We start from the raw sequence: 15,882 nt of genomic DNA, 5'->3' as shown, positions 1-15,882 counted from the left end.
CCTCAGGCGACGTTATCGGCACGCAAGGTTTTCGCTGCCGCCACCATGTTGGCGAGCGCGGGAATCACTTCCTTCCAGCCGCGCGTCTTCAGGCCGCAATCGGGGTTGACCCACAGGCGCCGCGCGGGAATGCGTTCGGCTGCCTTGCGCATCAATGCCACCATCTGTTCCTGGCTCGGGATGTTGGGCGAGTGGATGTCGTAGACGCCGGGGCCGATGTCATTCGGATAATTGAAATCGTCGAAGGCGTCCAGCAATTTCATGTCGGAGCGCGACGTTTCGATCGTGATGACGTCCGCATCCATGTCCGCGATCTGCGCGATGATGTCGTTGAATTCCGAATAGCACATATGCGTGTGGATCTGCGTCTCGTCGGCCACGCCATTGGCCGTGATGCGGAACGATTCCACGGCCCAACGCAGGTAGTCGGCCCACTGGGATTGACGCAGTGGCAGGCCTTCGCGCAGTGCCGCCTCGTCGATCTGGATCACGCGGATGCCGGCCCGCTCCAGGTCCTGCACCTCGGCGCGCATGGCCAGCGCCAGCTGGTGGCACGACACGCTGCGGGGCTGGTCGTCGCGCACGAAGGACCAGTTCAGGATGGTGACGGGACCCGTCAGCATGCCTTTCATCGGCTTGCCCGTCAGCGACTGGGCGTAGGTGCTCCACTCGACCGTCATGGCGCGGGGGCGGCTGATGTCGCCGAACAGGATGGGCGGCTTGACGCAGCGCGAACCGTACGATTGCACCCAGCCGAACTGGCTGAAGGCGTAGCCGTCGAGCTGTTCACCGAAATATTCCACCATGTCGTTGCGTTCCGCCTCGCCGTGCACGAAGACGTCCAGGCCCAGCGTTTCCTGTTCCTGCACGCAATGGGCGATTTCCGCCTGCATCAGTTTTTTGTAACTGGCTTCATTCAGCTGGCCGCTGCGGAACTGGCTGCGCGCCTGGCGGATTTCCGCCGTTTGCGGGAAGGAGCCGATGGTCGTCGTCGGATACAGGGGCAGTTGCAGCAGTGCAGCTTGCTTGGCGGCACGCTCCGCATAGCCGCTTACGCGCCGGCCCATGCTGGCGGCTATGCACGCCACGGCCGCTTTCACGTGCGGATTGTGCACGCGGCCCGACTGGCGGCGCGCTTGCACGGCTGCATGATTGGCGTCCAGCGCCGCCTGCACGGAGGCGCGGCCATGGTTCAGGGCGCCGGCGATGGCGTGCACTTCATCGAGTTTCTGGCGGGCGAAGGCCAGCCAGGAGTGGATGTCGGCGTCGAGCTTTTGTTCGCTGTCCAGGTCGACGGGCACGTGCAGGAGCGAGCACGACGGGGCGATCCACAAACGGTCTTGCAGGCTGGCGTGCACGGGTTCCAGCCACGCCAGCACTTGCGTCAAATCCGTCTTCCAGATATTGCGGCCATTCACCACACCCAGCGACAGCACGCTGGTGGCGGGCAATTGGGCGATCACTTGCTCCACTTCATCGCGGGCGTTGACGGCATCGAGGTGCAAGCCTTGCACGGGCAGCTTGCACGCCAGCGCCAGGTTGTCTTGCAGCTTGCCGAAATACGTGGCCAGCAGCAGTTTGACGTGATTGACCTTGCTCAAGGCATCGTAGGCCGTGACGAGCGCCTGCTGCCAGGCGCCGTCGAGTTCCGTGACGAGTATCGGCTCATCGATCTGCACCCACTCCACGCCTTGGGCCGCCAGTTCCTGCAGCAGTTGCACGTAGACGGGCAGCAAGCCTTGCAGCAGCGCCAGCTTGTCGGAATCATCCTTGGCCTTGCCCAGCCACAAATAGGTGACGGGGCCGATCAGCACGGGTTTGGCGTTCACGCCGAGCTGGCGCGCTTGCGCCAGTTGCCGCAGCAGGCGGCTGCTGTCGAGCTTGAATTGTGTCTCGGCCGCGAATTCCGGCACGATGTAGTGATAATTGGTGTCGAACCATTTCGTCATTTCGCCGGCATGGACGCAGCTGCAATCGCTGTCGCTGGCCGAGCGGCCGCGGGCCACGCGGAAATAGTTGTCGAGCGCGGCGCCGTCCAGGCCGCGCACGCGCTGAGGCAAGTTGCCCAAGGTAAAACTCAGATCCAGCACCTGGTCGTAGAAGGAAAAGTCGCCCACGGGCGCCAGGTCCAGCGCATGCTGGTCTTGCCAGTGGCGCTGGCGCAGTTCGGCGCCCTGGCCTTCCAGCGCGGCCAGGCTGCTCTTGCCCTTCCAGTAGTCTTCCAGGGCGAATTTCAGTTCGCGTTTGGCGCCGATGCGCGGGTAGCCCAGATTGTGTGTCGTGACGGTCATGGCGGTAGTCCTCCTGATGAAGTATGGAGACATCATAGAGGCTTTCATCCATGAAAAATAATGGTAAAACTTCATATATCCATTATTAACATTCATGTGAGACCGTAGCAGAACAATCCATCGGGCCATGCTGCGCGAAGCCGGCCGCCCCGTTCGCCGAGCGTGCCGGCCGGAAAGCGAGGGCCAAAACGACAGGCAAAAAAAGCCCGCTGCGGGAGCGGGCTGAATCTATTTCCTTGGAGGAAGATAGAGGAGACAGATGAATGATGCCGCGTTGCAGCATATAAAACCACTTTATATTCGTGATGTCAGAAATACACAGCAGTGATATTAGGGGCAACAGACAATTCCATGCAGCAACTTTTATGCTGCCGCTTCCGTCTTTCCGTCGCCGGAACGCAACATATTCTTGATGCCGCGCAGCGCCTGCCGCACGCGAGCCTCGTTTTCGATCAGGGCGAAGCGCACGTATTCATCGCCGTACTCGCCGAAGCCGATGCCGGGCGACACGCTCACCTTGGCCTTTTGCAACAGCAGCTTGGCAAATTCCAGCGAGCCCAGGTGACGATAAGCCTCGGGGATATGCGCCCAGATATACATCGACGCCTTCGGTTTTTCCACCATCCAGCCTGCTTCATGCAAGCCTTTCACCAGCACGTCGCGGCGGCGCTGGTATTGCGCGCAGATTTCCGTCACGCAACTCTGATCGCCTTCCAGCGCGGCAATGGCCGCCACTTGCACCGGGGTAAAACTGCCGTAGTCGTGGTAGCTCTTGATGCGCGCCAGGGCCGCCACCAGTTCAGCGTTGCCGACCATGAAACCGATGCGCCAGCCCGCCATGTTGTAGCTTTTCGACATGGTGAAAAATTCCACGGCGACGTCGCGCGCGCCCGGCACCTGCATGATGGACGGCGCCTTCCAGCCATCGAAGGTGATGTCGGCATACGCCAGGTCGTGCACCACCAGGATATTGTGCTGTTTCGCCAGCGCCACGACTCTTTCAAAAATTCCAGTTCCACGCATTGCGCCGTGGGGTTCGATGGAAAACCCAGCACCATCATCTTCGGCTTCGGGTAGCTTTCGCGGATCGCCCGTTCCAGTTCGGCAAAGAAATCCACGCCCGGCCCCATGCGCACGGAGCGGATATCGGCGCCCGCGATGACGGCGCCCCAGATATGGATCGGGTAGCTGGGGTTCGGCACCAGCACCGTGTCGCCCCGGTCGAGCGTCGCCAGCATCAAATGCGCCAGTCCCTCTTTCGAGCCGATGGTGACGATGGCTTCGCTGTCCGGGTCGATGTCGACCTCGTAGCGCTTCTTGTACCAGTGCGCAATCGCGCGGCGCAGGCGCGGAATTCCTTTTGATGCGGAATAGCCGTGCGTGTCGGGCCGTTTCACCGTCTCGACCAGCTTGTCCACGATGTGGGCCGGGGTGGCGCCATCGGGATTGCCCATCGACATGTCGATGATGTCCTCGCCACGGCGGCGCGCGGCCATCTTGAGTTCGGCGGTGATATTGAAAACGTAGGGGGAAGGCGATTGATGCGCGAAAAGCTGCGCGGAGCTTGGCTGTCGGTCATGGTTATCTCTGTACGTAAGCGCCCGGATCCGTCCGAGCGACGTTGGCGCAGTGGCTGCGCCTGCAACGATACTAACCTGGCTTCGCAAGAACTGGCAAGGCCGATTCGGACACGCTACAATACGCCCAGATCGAAAATGAGCGCACCGGTTGGTAACCCGGTAAGTGCCTGGCACCGTCCAGTCATGCTCCCGCCCACGCGGACCCACGGCGCTGACCCTTGGCTGTTACACCAGCCGGGGAGGTGTTCTGGTTCGTGCATCTTCCCGCCGCGCCATCCCTCCCCTGCTTTGATGAGGAAAAAACGGATGGCAACACACGACACCGCAGTAACTGGCATGACCCTGGACCGCGCCGGCATGGAGCAGCAGCTGGCCCTGCCTGTGCACCACTTCATCGATTGCGCCTTTGACGGTGAAGACCTGTCGCGCCTCGATTTGCAGGGCTGCACCTTTGAACGCTGCACCTTTGCCGACACCAACTTGTTTGCCAGCAAGCTTGCGCGCAGCACCTGGCGCCGCTGCCGCGCGGGCAGCGCCGACTTCGAATCCGTCGACGCCGTCGACGCCAGTTTCGAAGGCTGCGACCTGAACAACACGAAATGGCGGCGCGCCAAGCTGGCCTCGGCCGCCTACCGCGGCTGCAAGCTGACGGGCGCCTCGTTCGAGGAAGCGGCCCACCTGGGCTTGACGTTCGAAGACAGCCTGCTGGTGGGCGCCGACCTGCGCGGGTTCTCGTTCCGCAAGGCGACATTAAAACAGCTGGATTTTTCCGACGCCTACCTGGCCGGCTGCGACTTCCGCGAGGCCGTCTTCGAAGGTGGCAGCCTGCGCAACGCCACCATCAAGCTGGCGAAGTTCCAGGGCGCGGACTTGCGCGGCGCCGATATCGACGGTTTCAAATTGAGCGAAGCAGCGCTGCTGAAAGGCGCCGTCATCACGCATGCGCAGGCGGCCAACTTCATGCGGGCGCTGGACCTGGTAGTAATCTGATTGGTATTGATTTAATTTAAAACGGCAAAAAAAGCCCGCTATGGAAGCGGGCTGAATCTATTTCCTTGGAGGAGATAGAGGAGACAAGTGCATCTTGCGGCATTGCGGCATATCACGCCACTTTATCTTCATGATGATAGAAATATCCATCCGTGATAATGAGGCGCCATCAGGGTTTCAAGCCGTGCGGCGCGTGGCCAGCGGTAAAAATTCTGCCAGCCACACCAGCATGGCGAGGCCAGGAAATGCCATGCCGGCCAGCAAGGTTGCCTGCCAGCCGTAGCTGGCGTACACCCAGGCACCGATGGCCGAGCCAGCCGCACCGCCGGCAAAGAACAGCGCGAAATACAGGCCGTTCAGGCGGCCCCGCACTTCCGCGCCCAGGCTGAAGATGGCGCGCTGGCCCAATACCAGGTTGGCCGCCACGCCCATGTCGAGCACGATGGACGCCACCACCAGCAAGCCCAGCGCCACGTGCTTCGATTCCGGGGCGAACATGGGCAAGGCAAACGCGGCGATGCCCAGCGCCAGCGCGGCGGCCGTGGCCGGCAAGGTGTGGCCTGCGTCCGCCAGGCGGCCCGCGATGGGCGAGGCGACGGCGCCCGCCATGCCCACCAGGGCAAAGATGGCGATGCCCGTTTGCGACAGGCCGAACGCGGGGCTGGCCAGCACCAGCGGCGTGACGGTCCAGAACAGGCTGAAGGCGCCAAACAGGCCCGCGTGATAGGCGGCGCGGCGGCGCAGCACGGGCGTGCCCAGCAGCAAATGCCACAGCGACGCCATCAGGGCAGGATAGCGCATGCTCGACACGGGCTGGCGCACGGGCAAGGCACGGCGCAGCACGGCAGCCAGCGCCAGCATCAGCACGGCGGCGCCGCCAAACACCACGTGCCAGCTGGCGTGCGCGGCCACCAATGACGCCACGGGACGGGCCAGCATGATGCCCAGCAACAAGCCGCTGACCACCTTGCCCACCGTCTGGCCCCGCGTCGCTTCCTGCGACAGGTGGGCGGCAAACGGCACGATCACTTGCGCCGCCACGGAACCGAGGCCGATGGCCAGCGCGGCAGCGAGGAAGACGATGGCGCCTGTACTCAGGGCCGCCGCCACCAGGGCCGTGGCCGTCACCAGCAAGGCCGTGACGATCAGGCGGCGGTTTTCCAGCAAGTCGCCCAGCGGCACGACAAACAGCAGGCCCAGGGTATAGCCGACCTGTGTCAGGGTGACGATCAGCCCGGCCGCCTTGGCCGACAGCCCCGTCGAGGCGCTGATGGGCCCGACGAGGGTTTGCGCGTAGTACAGATTCGCCACGATCAGGCCGGAAGCGATGGCCAGCAGCAGCACCATGGCCGGTGCAATGTCGTGGGGAGCGGAAGATGAGGCCTTGTTCATGTTGTTTCCTCGGTTCGATAGGGATGTCGCCATTCTAGGCAAAGTCGAGCCCAAGATAATTAGGGCATAATCCACTTATACTTTTCACATAAAATGAACAATGAGAATGGAAGCTATCCCATGGACAAGATCAAGGCCATGCAGACCTTCGTGCGCATCGTCGAAGCCAACAGTTTTTCCAAGGCGGCCGAGACCTTGAATTTGCCCCGCGCCGCGCTGACGGCCACCCTGCAAAAGCTGGAAGCCTACCTGGGCACGCAATTGCTGCAGCGAACCACGCGCCGTTTGTCGCTGACGCCGGAAGGCGCCGAGTACTTTCGCCATTGCATAGATATCCTGAAGGCCGTCGATACGGCGGAACTGGCGTTTCGCGGCCCCGACGCGACAAAACCGCGCGGCTTGCTGCGCATCAACCTGCCCAATACGGTGGGCCGCAGGCTGGTCGTGCCGCATATCGCGCACTTCCACGCCGTCTGGCCGGACGTGCAATTGCAGCTGAGCCTGACGGACCGCCTGGTCGACCTGACGCAGGAAGGCATCGATTGCGCCTTGCGCGTGGGCACCTTGCAGGATTCCGCCTTCATCGGCAAGCAGATCGGCCTGATGCGCTTCGTCACGTGCGCCTCGCCCGCCTACCTGGCGCGGCACGGCACGCCGCACACCCTGGCCGACCTGGCCGCGCACCAGGGCATCATGCATTACTCGGGCCGCACGGGACGCGCCTTCGACTGGGATTTTCAACAAGGCAAGGAAGTGCTGCGCGTGCAGATGGCCGGCCCCATCGCCGTCAACGACGCCGACGCCAGCGTCGATTGCGCGCTGCAGGGGCTGGGACTGGCGCAGGCGGCCGTGTACCGGTGCGCGCGCACCTCGACAGCGGCGCCCTTGTCGCCGTGCTGACAGAGCACCCGCCGACACCCATGCCGATGTCGCTGCTGACGCCGCAAGGCCGCCTGGCCACGCCCAAGCTGCAGGCGTTTGCCGGCTGGATCACGGCCTTGCTGGCCGCTCAACCCGACGTACAAGCGAGCACGCACAGAATCTGAGGCAAAAAAAGCCCGCTGCGAGAGCGGGCTGAATCTATTTTCTTGGAGGAGAATAGAGGAGACAAGTGCATTATGCTGCATCGCGGCATATCCATCCAATTGATTGTTGGAATGATAGAAATACGCCATACGGATAACTCTCCCCCGCCCCAAAGCAAAAGCTGGGGTCAGACCCGGCGGGTCTGACCCCAAGTTCCTTACTTCGCTGCCGTCACCGGCGTCGCCTTGCCATCCGCGCCATACGGCAAGACCTTGGCCGCCATGCGGGTATCGGCCTTGATCAGCGCCACTTCGTCGGCCAGGATGCGCGCCGCTTCGTTCAGCAGCACGTCCTTGGCGCTCTTGGCGGCCGTTTCGGCGTCCAGTTCGGCACTCAGCGCGCGCTCGTCGCCCTGCAAGCCGTCGTCGGTGCGCAAGGCGCCCTTCACGGCGGCGATCTGCTTGGCCGTCTTGTTGGCCGCCTTCGCGCCCTTCAGCACGTCTTTCGGATCGGGAATCACCACCAGGTCGTCGGCCGGATTCGAAATCTGCGCGATCAGGCGTTTTTCACGGGCCTTGGCACGCGCTTCCTGGGCATCGCGCTCCTTGCGGCGCACGGTTTCATTGAGCGAAATCTGGTTTTCCTTGCGCTGCTTGACGACCAGGGCTATGTCATCGAGCAAGTACTGGAAATCCTTGTCCTTGGCCACGCGCGCTTCATGTTTCTTGTCCAGCAGCGGCACGATATCCTTCAGGTCGCCCGTCGGCATGTAGGGTGCCGGCTTGATGGCCACCCATGGCAAGGCATTGTCATAGCTCGATTCGCCGAAGTTTTCCGTGTCCGACATGGCAGGCAACTTGATGTCGGGCGTGACGCCGCGCAACTGCGTGGTGCCGCCGTTGATGCGGAAGAACTGGGCGATGGTCATCTTCAGCTCGCCGAAGCGGGCTTTCTCGCTGCCGCCGAAACGGTCGAGGTTGAACAAGGTCTGCACGGTGCCCTTGCCGAAGCTGCCTTCGCCGATGATGACGCCACGGCCGTAATCTTGCACGGCGGCGGCGAAAATCTCGGACGCGGAAGCGGAACCACGGTTGATCAGCACGCCCATCGGACCATCCCAGGCCAGGCCCGCGTTGGTGTCGCTTTCCACGTCGACCTTGCCTTCGGCATTGCGCTGCATCACGACCGGTCCCTTGTCGATGAACAGGCCCGTCAGTTCGACGGCTTCGTTCAGCGAACCGCCGCCGTTGTTGCGCAAGTCGATCAGGACGTTGTCGACCTTGTCCTTCTTCAACTCGGCCAGCAAACGGCTGACGTCGCGCGTGGCGCTTTTAAAGTCCTTGTCGCCACGGCGGCGCGCTTCGAAGTCCTGGTAGAACGTCGGCAGGGCAATGACGCCGATGCGGCGCTTGACGCCGTTCTCGCGCACTTCGATGACCGATTTCTTCGCCGCCTGCTCTTCCATGCTGATTTTCTTGCGCACCAGCGGCAAGACCACGTGCTTGGCGTCCGGACCGGCGTCGGCCGGCAGGATGTCGAGGCGCACCACGGAATCCTTGGCGCCGCGGATCAGCTGCACCACGTCGTCGATGCGCATGCCCAGCACTTCGGTGATGGGGCCGCTTTCACCCTGCCCCACGCCGACGATGCGGTCGCCCACTTTCAGCTTGCCCGACAGGCCGGCCGGGCTGCCCGGCACGACTTCGCGCACCACCGTGTATTCGTCGCGCGTCTGCAGCACGGCGCCGATGCCTTCGAGCGACAGGCGCATGGCGATGTCGAAGTTGTCCGAGGCGCGCGGGCCCAGGTAATTGGTGTGCGGCTCGATCGACATGGCGTAGGCGTTCATGAAGATCTGGAACACGTCTTCGCTGTTGAGCTTGCGCGAACGGGTCGTGTAGCTTTCATAGCGCTTGTCCAGCGTCTCGCGGATGGCCTTGTCTTCCTTGCCCGCCAGTTTCAGGCGCAGCCAGTCGTTCTTGACGCGCTTGCGCCACAGGTCGCGCACTTCCTCGTCGTTCTTCGGCCAGGCGGCCTTTTCGCGGTCGATCTGGTAGCTCTCGTCAGTGGTAAAGTCGAACTTGGTTTTCAGCAATTCACGCGCATACGCCATGCGCTCGTCAAAACGCTGCTGGTACAGGTTGTAGATGGCGAACGGCGCCGTCAGGTCTTCATTGACGATGGCGTCGTCGAGCTTGGTGCGCAGCGGAGCGAAACGGTCGATGTCGGCTTGCACGAAGAACAGTTTCTCCGCGTCCAGGGACTTGAAGTAGCGGTCGAAGATTTTCTCCGACATGGCGTCGTCGAGCGGCATGGCCTTGTAATGGACGCGCGTCAGGACGCGCGATGCCCACAAGGCGGCCTGCGTTTGCTGGGCCAGGGGCTTCATGGTGAGCGGAGGAGCGGCGCTCTTGTCCGTCTGGGCTGCGCCAGCGTGGGCTGACAGGGCAAGCACCAGGGTGACCAGCATCATTTGCTTCTTCATCGGCTTCTCCGAAAATTAGTTAAATCAATTCCAGGCGGCGCAGCTACTCATGCGCCAGCCAGCAAGACAGTAAGGGGAATACGCGACTGGTCTGCATATTATTCTACAGGATACGGCCTGGCAGTCTCCCATGGAAGATCAGTTTCTTCCTGGAAGCTTAAACGCGGATTAAAGGCCGCGTCTCATTCATTACAAAGTGAAACATTCGTGAGAAAAATCGCATCATTCAGCAGCGATGAATATCAACATGATCCATTGGAATACAAAAAGTCAATAGGTGAAAGCGGCAATCCTTGATCTCGATGATGTTTTTATGCGAAAAAAATGATTCCTGCGGGAAACACTTAGTAACAAATAGCAAGCGACATGCTATCATCGCGCCCTGAAATACAGCTTGCCTGCGCGCCGCTCCCACAGCCGGCGCGCCTCCGTTTCAACAGTACTCCCCACCAGATCCCCTCCCCGCGTGTCATGTCATGACCAGGAATGGCCGAGCTGATTACCCTTTGCCAGACTCACACTATGCCTACAATTTCCTTCTCCCCCGCCACTGGAGTGTCGGCGGCAAGATCACCATTTTTACCTTTGCCCTGGTCAGCCTGATCCTCGCCAGCCTGACGACCTTGATCAGCATCCGCACCTCAAATGCCCTGGAACAGCGCGCCGAAGCGGCCGTCACCAGCGAGCTCAACAGCGTCATGACCACCACGGAAGTGTTTCACACGGCCATGGTCAACGAAGCGGCCAGCTTTGCGCGCCTGTTCGCGGCCGAGTTTCCCGGCCCGTTCACGGTCGACACGGGCGCCATGGTGGCCGTGGCCGGCAAGGCCACGCCGGCCCTGGCCAATGGCGGCAAGGTGCTCAACCTCGACACGGCCGTGGTCGACCGCTACACGGCGCAGACGGGCGTGATCGCCACCATCTTTGCCGCCAACGGCGATGAATTCGTGCGTATCAGCACGTCGCTGAAAAAACAGGACGGCGAACGCGCCATCGGCACCCAGCTCGACCACAACCACCCCAGCTACGCGCCGCTGCGCGCGGGCCAGCGTTTCGTCGGCATGGCAACCTTATTTGGCAAGCAATACATCACGCAGTACGACCCCGTGCGCGATGCGGCTGGCAAGGTGGTAGGCGTGCTGTTCATCGGCCTCGATATCAGCAAGAATCTGGCCATGCTGAAAGACAAGATTCGCCAGGTCAAGATCGGCCAGACGGGCTACATCTACATCCTCGATACGGCCCCCGGCGCCAACTACGGCCACATGGTGCTGCACCCGAACAGCGAAGGCAAGAGCGCGCTCGAGTTCAAGGCCAGCGACGGCCGCCTGTTCATCCAGGAAATGCTGGCGCAAAAAACGGCGCCATGCGCTACACGTGGACGGCGCCCGGCGAAACGAGTGCCAGCGCGCGCGAAAAGCAGCTGTATTACCGTCAATTCAAGGATTGGCAATGGATCATCGCGGGCGGCACGTTCACGGACGAAATCACCTTGGAAGCGCGCCAGCTGCGCAACCAGCTGGCCATTTCCGGCTTCATCGCCCTGCTCGTCTTCGCCCTGCTGCTGTACTGGCTGGTACGCACCCTCGTCTCGCGCCCGCTGGCCGCCGCCGAAACGGCCGCCGCGCAAATCGCCGCCGGCGACCTGACGGTGCACCTCGATACCAGCAGCCTGGACGAAATCGGCCGCCTGCTGCGCGCCATGAACCGCATCAGCGACAACCTCTCGCAAGTGGTCGGCAAGGTACGCGGCAGCGCCGGACAGATCGCCACGGCCTCCGGTGAAATCGCCAGCGGCAACCTGGATTTGTCGAGCCGCACGGAGCAGCAAGCCAGTTCGCTGGAAGAAACGGCCGCCTCGATGGAGGAACTGAGCTCCACCGTGCGGCAGAACGTCGATCATGCGCAGCAAGCGAGCAAGCTGGCGCACGATTCGTCCAGCCTGGCAGCCGAAGGCGGCGCGGCCGTGGCGCAGGTGGCCAGCACCATGGACGCCATCCGCAGCTCGTCGGGCAAGATCGCCGACATCATCGGCGTCATCGACGGCATCGCCTTCCAGACGAATATCCTGGCCTTGAACGCGGCCGTGGAAGCGGCCAGGGCCGGCGAGCAGGGACGGGGCTTCGCCGTCGTCGCCACCGAGGTGCGCACCCTGGCGCAGCGTTCGACGGCCGCCGCGAAAGACATCAAGGACCTGATCCAGGCATCCGCCGGCACGGTGGACCTGGGCCACGCCCAGGTGAGCCAGGCCAGCGCCACCATGGACACCGTGGTGGCCAGCGTGCGGCAAGTAAGCACCATCGTGGCGGAAATTGCGCAGGCGAGCGAAGAGCAGCGCAGCGGCATCGAGCAAGTCAACCAGGCCATCGCCCAGATGGACCAGGTGACCCAGCAGAATGCGGCCCTGGTGGAAGAAGCGGCCGCGGCCGCCGACGCCCTGCAGGAACAGGCGCAGGAGCTGAACCAGGTGGTGGGCGTGTTCAAGCTGTAATTCAAACGACAAACAACAGCCTGGTGCTAAGATGGGGACGAATCCACCTTGCCAGGAGACACGATGCACGACGACTATGTTTTGATTGCCCGGCTGATGATCCCCACGGATGCGCACGTCATCCGCGGCTGCCTGGCCGCCGCCGGCATCGACGTGCTGCTGACGGACGACCAGCATATGCAGGCCGACATGCTGCTGGCAGCCGCCATCGGCGGCGCCCGCGTACTGGTGCGCGAACACGACGTGGCGCGCGCCAATGACATCCTCGCCGCCTTCGAGCGGGGCGATCTGGCGCTGTCCGACGATGCGGACGTGGGCGCGCCGGAGGTGGAGTAGTATTTCCATTCAGCCACCTCTTTCCCGCGCTTCGCCCCCGCCATTTCCCTTGAAGCGTAGTTACTCCTCTCTCGCCATACATTCTTTCAATCGGCGCATATTCATGATCGGCTGAGATTGCATATCTGGCATTGCAGCATATACACTCATTGCTGTATTAATACACTGCCGGTTTTTATATGCTGGCCATTCGCACCATGGAGTTATCCTTCAACCTCTATGGCGAACCAGACATGAATATGCCTCGTTGACAATACGAGAAAACGCCAGCAATAAATCATTTGAATAAGTGCGCTGTCCACCGAAAACCTTGGCAGCATGATTCAAGAAGGGCTGGAGAAAATTTTGCAGAAAAAAGAATCAAAGTGGTTCGCCTGGATTAATTTCCGCAAGGCACGCGTCATCCACCTTCTCAGCGATAAGCTCCACATTGGAGATACTTCGATTCCGATTGAAGGGATATCAAACGTCTGTATTGAAAACCAAGGATGGCTACAATCGCTCCTCAAGTGCGAGACAATAACATTGTCATATGAACAGGATAAATGTGAGCTATTTGAATCTTTCACGATAGAAGCAGCAGGTACGCTGGAAGTCGCTAATACCATCAATGCTGCGACAGCTCACCTCATCGATCTGAAACTGTCCAGTATCGAACGCTATACAAGCGCAGCGGAAGAAAGAAGGTCCTTGCTCTATCAACCGCATGCGTATATCCGCCATTCCGTCGCCACCCGATTTGCCAAGCTAGAAAGGCCCATGTTCAAGATAAGCTGTATGCAGGTAGCTTCGCTGCTCAAGCTGCGCATATCAACCGACAAACAACGCCTGTGTGCTCGTGCCCTGCACCATCGTCTGGCTAGCCTCGCTCCCTTTGTCGAATCACCCCAACAAACTCAAGAAGCACACAATACGCTATACAAGGCATATTGGAGAGCATCAGAAGCAGCCTATTTTCACAATGTGGAAAGTTGTGCCTTAACTGAAGAACAGATCGATACTGCGCTCACATTTGAGGACGCTACACTGGTTATCGCCGCAGCCGGCTCTGGAAAAAGCTCTTGTATTGTTGGAAAAATTGGCTTTGCCCTCAAGAGCGGAATGTTTCAGGATCATGAAATTATTGCGCTGGCATACAACAAGGAAGCAGCAAACGGCCTCAAGAAAAGGCTCAAGGAAAAACTTAGCAAAGCTTTGGGACGCCCCGTTTCTGTGGCATCGAAGACTTTCCATAGCTTTGGCTTATCCATTTTGACAGAGCATTATGGCGCCACGTACACACCCAAAGTCCTGAAAGAAGACGACGGCGAAGAAGGCCGGCTAATGAAATCCGTCATTCATAATTTGCTAGATACGAATGAAAGTTTTCAACAAGCATTAACTTTATGGTTCAGTCTCTTCCCTTGTGACGACCCAAACCCCATAGGGGCAAGCGGCGATTTGGATGAGTGTGAAAAGCGCTACGAGGAATGCTGCAGAGAACGTCTGCGGCTACGCCGTGATCCGAAGAGAAAACCATGGGAAGCGAGCATTCCAACTTTCAGCCAGTCAATTTATGTTCGATCGCTGGAAGAACGCGCAATCGCAAATTGGCTGATTTTACGCGGCGTGGTCTTTGAATACGAGCGCCCAGATTGGGCCGGAGCGAAGCGCTTGGGACTTGGCAACTACGCGAGCGGCAAGAGCAAACCTTACAATCCGGATTTTAGCTATCTTTACCAAGAACGTCTGCCCGGTGGACGCATGCGTACCGTGAGAGTCATCCATGAGCATTTCGCACTGAATGAGCACGGAAAAGCCCCTGAATGGATGGGAGGAAGCAAATATGAGGAGCGTGCAGCACAGAAGCGCGCCATGTATCAGAAATGGATGGGAGAAGCGGAAAATTCGGCTGAGCGCATCGTGTATTTCGAGACCACCAGTGCCCAGGTGCGCAACGGTTCCATTTGGTTACATCTACAGAAAAACCTTCAAGCGGCCGGTGTAAAAATCGGCAACTCTGATCAGAATATTCTGGCCTGCGCATTGCAGCAGTTTCGCGAAGCCAGCTATCTTGAGCAGTTGTTAATCAACTTTGTACTGTTATTTAAAAACTCAGGATATACCGAACAGCACGTCCGCGAAGCCGCTAGCGGATCGGTCAACCCAGCCCGTGCAGAACTATTTCTTGATGTTGCCATTCTGATATATCACGGGTATCAGGAAGCGCTTAAAGAAGCGGGCAAGATCGACTATGCCGACATGCTGCGTGATGCCATAAACGTCCTAGTGACCGGCAACGTTGCGTCGCCATTTCGATTCGTGTTGGTGGATGAGTTTCAAGACATCAGTCATTTGAAAGGCGACTTGGTAAAAAGCATTTTGAACCAGTCTCCACAGGAATCCATCGTTTTTTGCGTCGGCGACGACTGGCAATCGATTAATCGTTTCTCCGGATCAGACATCGATATCTTTAACAATGTGGACCATTACCTTGGCAGGCACACCAGCAGGCTCAAGCTCTCCAGGACTTTCCGCTGTGCGCAAGGTATCGCTGATGTCTCCCGGGCACTGGTCATGCAAAACTCCCGGCAATCGACAAAAGAAGTCTACGCTAACGCATCGCCATTTTCCAGTTGCGTGAGAGTCGTGCATCATCCTGACAGCGCAGAAAACAGGCGGCAAGTCTTACAGGAGGAACTGGAGCATATGTACGCACTTGGTCGTCGACTTGATATCGCCTGTCCCAGCGTTCAAATTCTGCGGCGCACAAAAAAGGATTCCACGACAACTGAAGGCCTCACGACCGCCTATCTGCATACGATCAAGTCTCAATATGCGGGCAGACTATCGATTGAATTCAATTCCGTGCATGCGGCAAAAGGTTCTGAAGCGGATTTCGTCATACTTCCCGGCCTGGACTCTGGATTTAGAGGATTTCCAGATGACCGCCCGGCAGAACCTTTGCTGGATCTGGTACTGCCGCCACTCGGCGATAACGTAGAGGAGGAACGCCGGTTGCTTTACGTTGGCCTGACCCGCGCACGCCATGCAGTCAGTATGCTGACGGCGACAAGCAGGCCGAGCGAGTTTGTGCTGGAGTTAGATAATCTACGCATCCAGCACCAAACGGTCGAGTGGATTGAGCATGAACAGGCAAGAATTCCTTGCCCGCGATGTCATCGTGGCTCGCTTGTCAAAGCTCCCAAGTCTGCATTCAGAATTTGCAGCACATCGAATTCGTGCGGCTATCGAGAAAAAGATCAAGTTCGAGCGGCCGAGAAACCATCGAATATGGAGACTGTTGGCTAG

Annotated in this window: 9 protein-coding genes and 2 pseudogenes; 7 read left to right on the top strand and 4 right to left on the bottom strand. The window is 59.7% G+C overall.

Annotated features, from left to right (window positions below; genetic code table 11):
- Positions 1-2 precede the first annotated feature (2 nt).
- Entirely contained in the window at positions 3-2,291 is a 2,289-nt protein-coding gene (metE, locus tag ACRHIG_RS14935; protein ID WP_489630630.1) for a 5-methyltetrahydropteroyltriglutamate--homocysteine S-methyltransferase, read from the bottom strand.
- Positions 2,292-2,654: 363 nt separating this feature from the next.
- Positions 2,655-3,870 (bottom strand): annotated as a pseudogene (alaC, locus tag ACRHIG_RS14930) (alanine transaminase).
- 307 nt (positions 3,871-4,177) lie between these two features.
- Between alaC and ACRHIG_RS14925 the strand changes: the two are divergent.
- Entirely contained in the window at positions 4,178-4,861 is a 684-nt protein-coding gene (locus ACRHIG_RS14925) for a pentapeptide repeat-containing protein (protein ID WP_489630629.1), read from the top strand.
- Positions 4,862-5,038: 177 nt separating this feature from the next.
- Here ACRHIG_RS14925 and ACRHIG_RS14920 read toward each other — a convergent pair whose 3' ends face one another.
- A complete protein-coding gene (locus tag ACRHIG_RS14920) occupies positions 5,039-6,253 on the bottom strand; it encodes an MFS transporter (RefSeq protein ID WP_489630628.1) in 1,215 nt (404 codons plus the stop codon).
- A gap of 120 nt (positions 6,254-6,373) precedes the next feature.
- On the opposite strand from ACRHIG_RS14920, the gene ACRHIG_RS14915 reads away from it, so the two are divergent.
- Positions 6,374-7,153 (top strand): LysR substrate-binding domain-containing protein, encoded by a 780-nt coding sequence (locus ACRHIG_RS14915; RefSeq protein ID WP_489630627.1) that lies wholly within the window; start codon positions 6,374-6,376, stop codon positions 7,151-7,153.
- On the top strand, positions 7,147-7,299 hold the full coding sequence (locus ACRHIG_RS14910; protein ID WP_489630626.1) for a hypothetical protein: 153 nt from the start codon (positions 7,147-7,149) through the stop codon (positions 7,297-7,299). The genes ACRHIG_RS14915 and ACRHIG_RS14910 overlap by 7 nt, the downstream gene beginning before the upstream one ends.
- A gap of 197 nt (positions 7,300-7,496) precedes the next feature.
- Here the strand turns inward: ACRHIG_RS14910 and ACRHIG_RS14905 are convergent, their stop codons facing one another.
- A complete protein-coding gene (locus tag ACRHIG_RS14905) occupies positions 7,497-9,764 on the bottom strand; it encodes a carboxy terminal-processing peptidase (RefSeq protein ID WP_489630625.1) in 2,268 nt (755 codons plus the stop codon).
- A 476-nt stretch (positions 9,765-10,240) separates the two neighbouring features.
- Here ACRHIG_RS14905 and ACRHIG_RS14900 point away from each other — a divergent pair.
- The 4 genes and pseudogenes from ACRHIG_RS14900 to ACRHIG_RS14885 all read left to right on the top strand — a co-directional run.
- Positions 10,241-11,211, top strand: a pseudogene (locus ACRHIG_RS14900) (Cache 3/Cache 2 fusion domain-containing protein); the annotation flags it as partial.
- A gap of 45 nt (positions 11,212-11,256) precedes the next feature.
- Positions 11,257-12,255, top strand: a complete 999-nt coding sequence (locus ACRHIG_RS14895; RefSeq protein WP_489630806.1) for a methyl-accepting chemotaxis protein — start codon at positions 11,257-11,259, stop codon at positions 12,253-12,255.
- A gap of 63 nt (positions 12,256-12,318) precedes the next feature.
- Positions 12,319-12,591: a putative signal transducing protein gene (locus ACRHIG_RS14890; RefSeq protein ID WP_489630624.1), complete on the top strand. Its 273-nt coding sequence runs from the start codon at positions 12,319-12,321 to the stop codon at positions 12,589-12,591.
- 318 nt (positions 12,592-12,909) lie between these two features.
- Positions 12,910-15,882 (top strand): UvrD-helicase domain-containing protein, encoded by a 2,973-nt coding sequence (locus ACRHIG_RS14885; protein WP_489630623.1) that lies wholly within the window; start codon positions 12,910-12,912, stop codon positions 15,880-15,882.

The sequence above is a fragment of the Janthinobacterium sp. C22 genome (assembly GCF_057919405.1).
The sequence above is the reverse complement of the archived record's forward strand: the minus strand, read 5'-3'. Positions and strand labels throughout refer to the sequence as shown.

Excerpts from the sequence above, each read along its gene's own strand:
- ACRHIG_RS14890 (WP_489630624.1), top strand. The coding sequence starts at position 12,319 with ATGCACGACGACTATGTTTTGATTGCCCGGCTGATGATCCCCACGGAT.
- ACRHIG_RS14915 (WP_489630627.1), top strand. The coding sequence starts at position 6,374 with ATGGACAAGATCAAGGCCATGCAGACCTTCGTGCGCATCGTCGAAGCC.
- ACRHIG_RS14905 (WP_489630625.1), bottom strand. The coding sequence starts at position 9,764 with ATGAAGAAGCAAATGATGCTGGTCACCCTGGTGCTTGCCCTGTCAGCC.
- ACRHIG_RS14920 (WP_489630628.1), bottom strand. The coding sequence starts at position 6,253 with ATGAACAAGGCCTCATCTTCCGCTCCCCACGACATTGCACCGGCCATG.
- ACRHIG_RS14925 (WP_489630629.1), top strand. The coding sequence starts at position 4,178 with ATGGCAACACACGACACCGCAGTAACTGGCATGACCCTGGACCGCGCC.
- ACRHIG_RS14885 (WP_489630623.1), top strand. The coding sequence starts at position 12,910 with ATGATTCAAGAAGGGCTGGAGAAAATTTTGCAGAAAAAAGAATCAAAG.
- metE (WP_489630630.1), bottom strand. The coding sequence starts at position 2,291 with ATGACCGTCACGACACACAATCTGGGCTACCCGCGCATCGGCGCCAAA.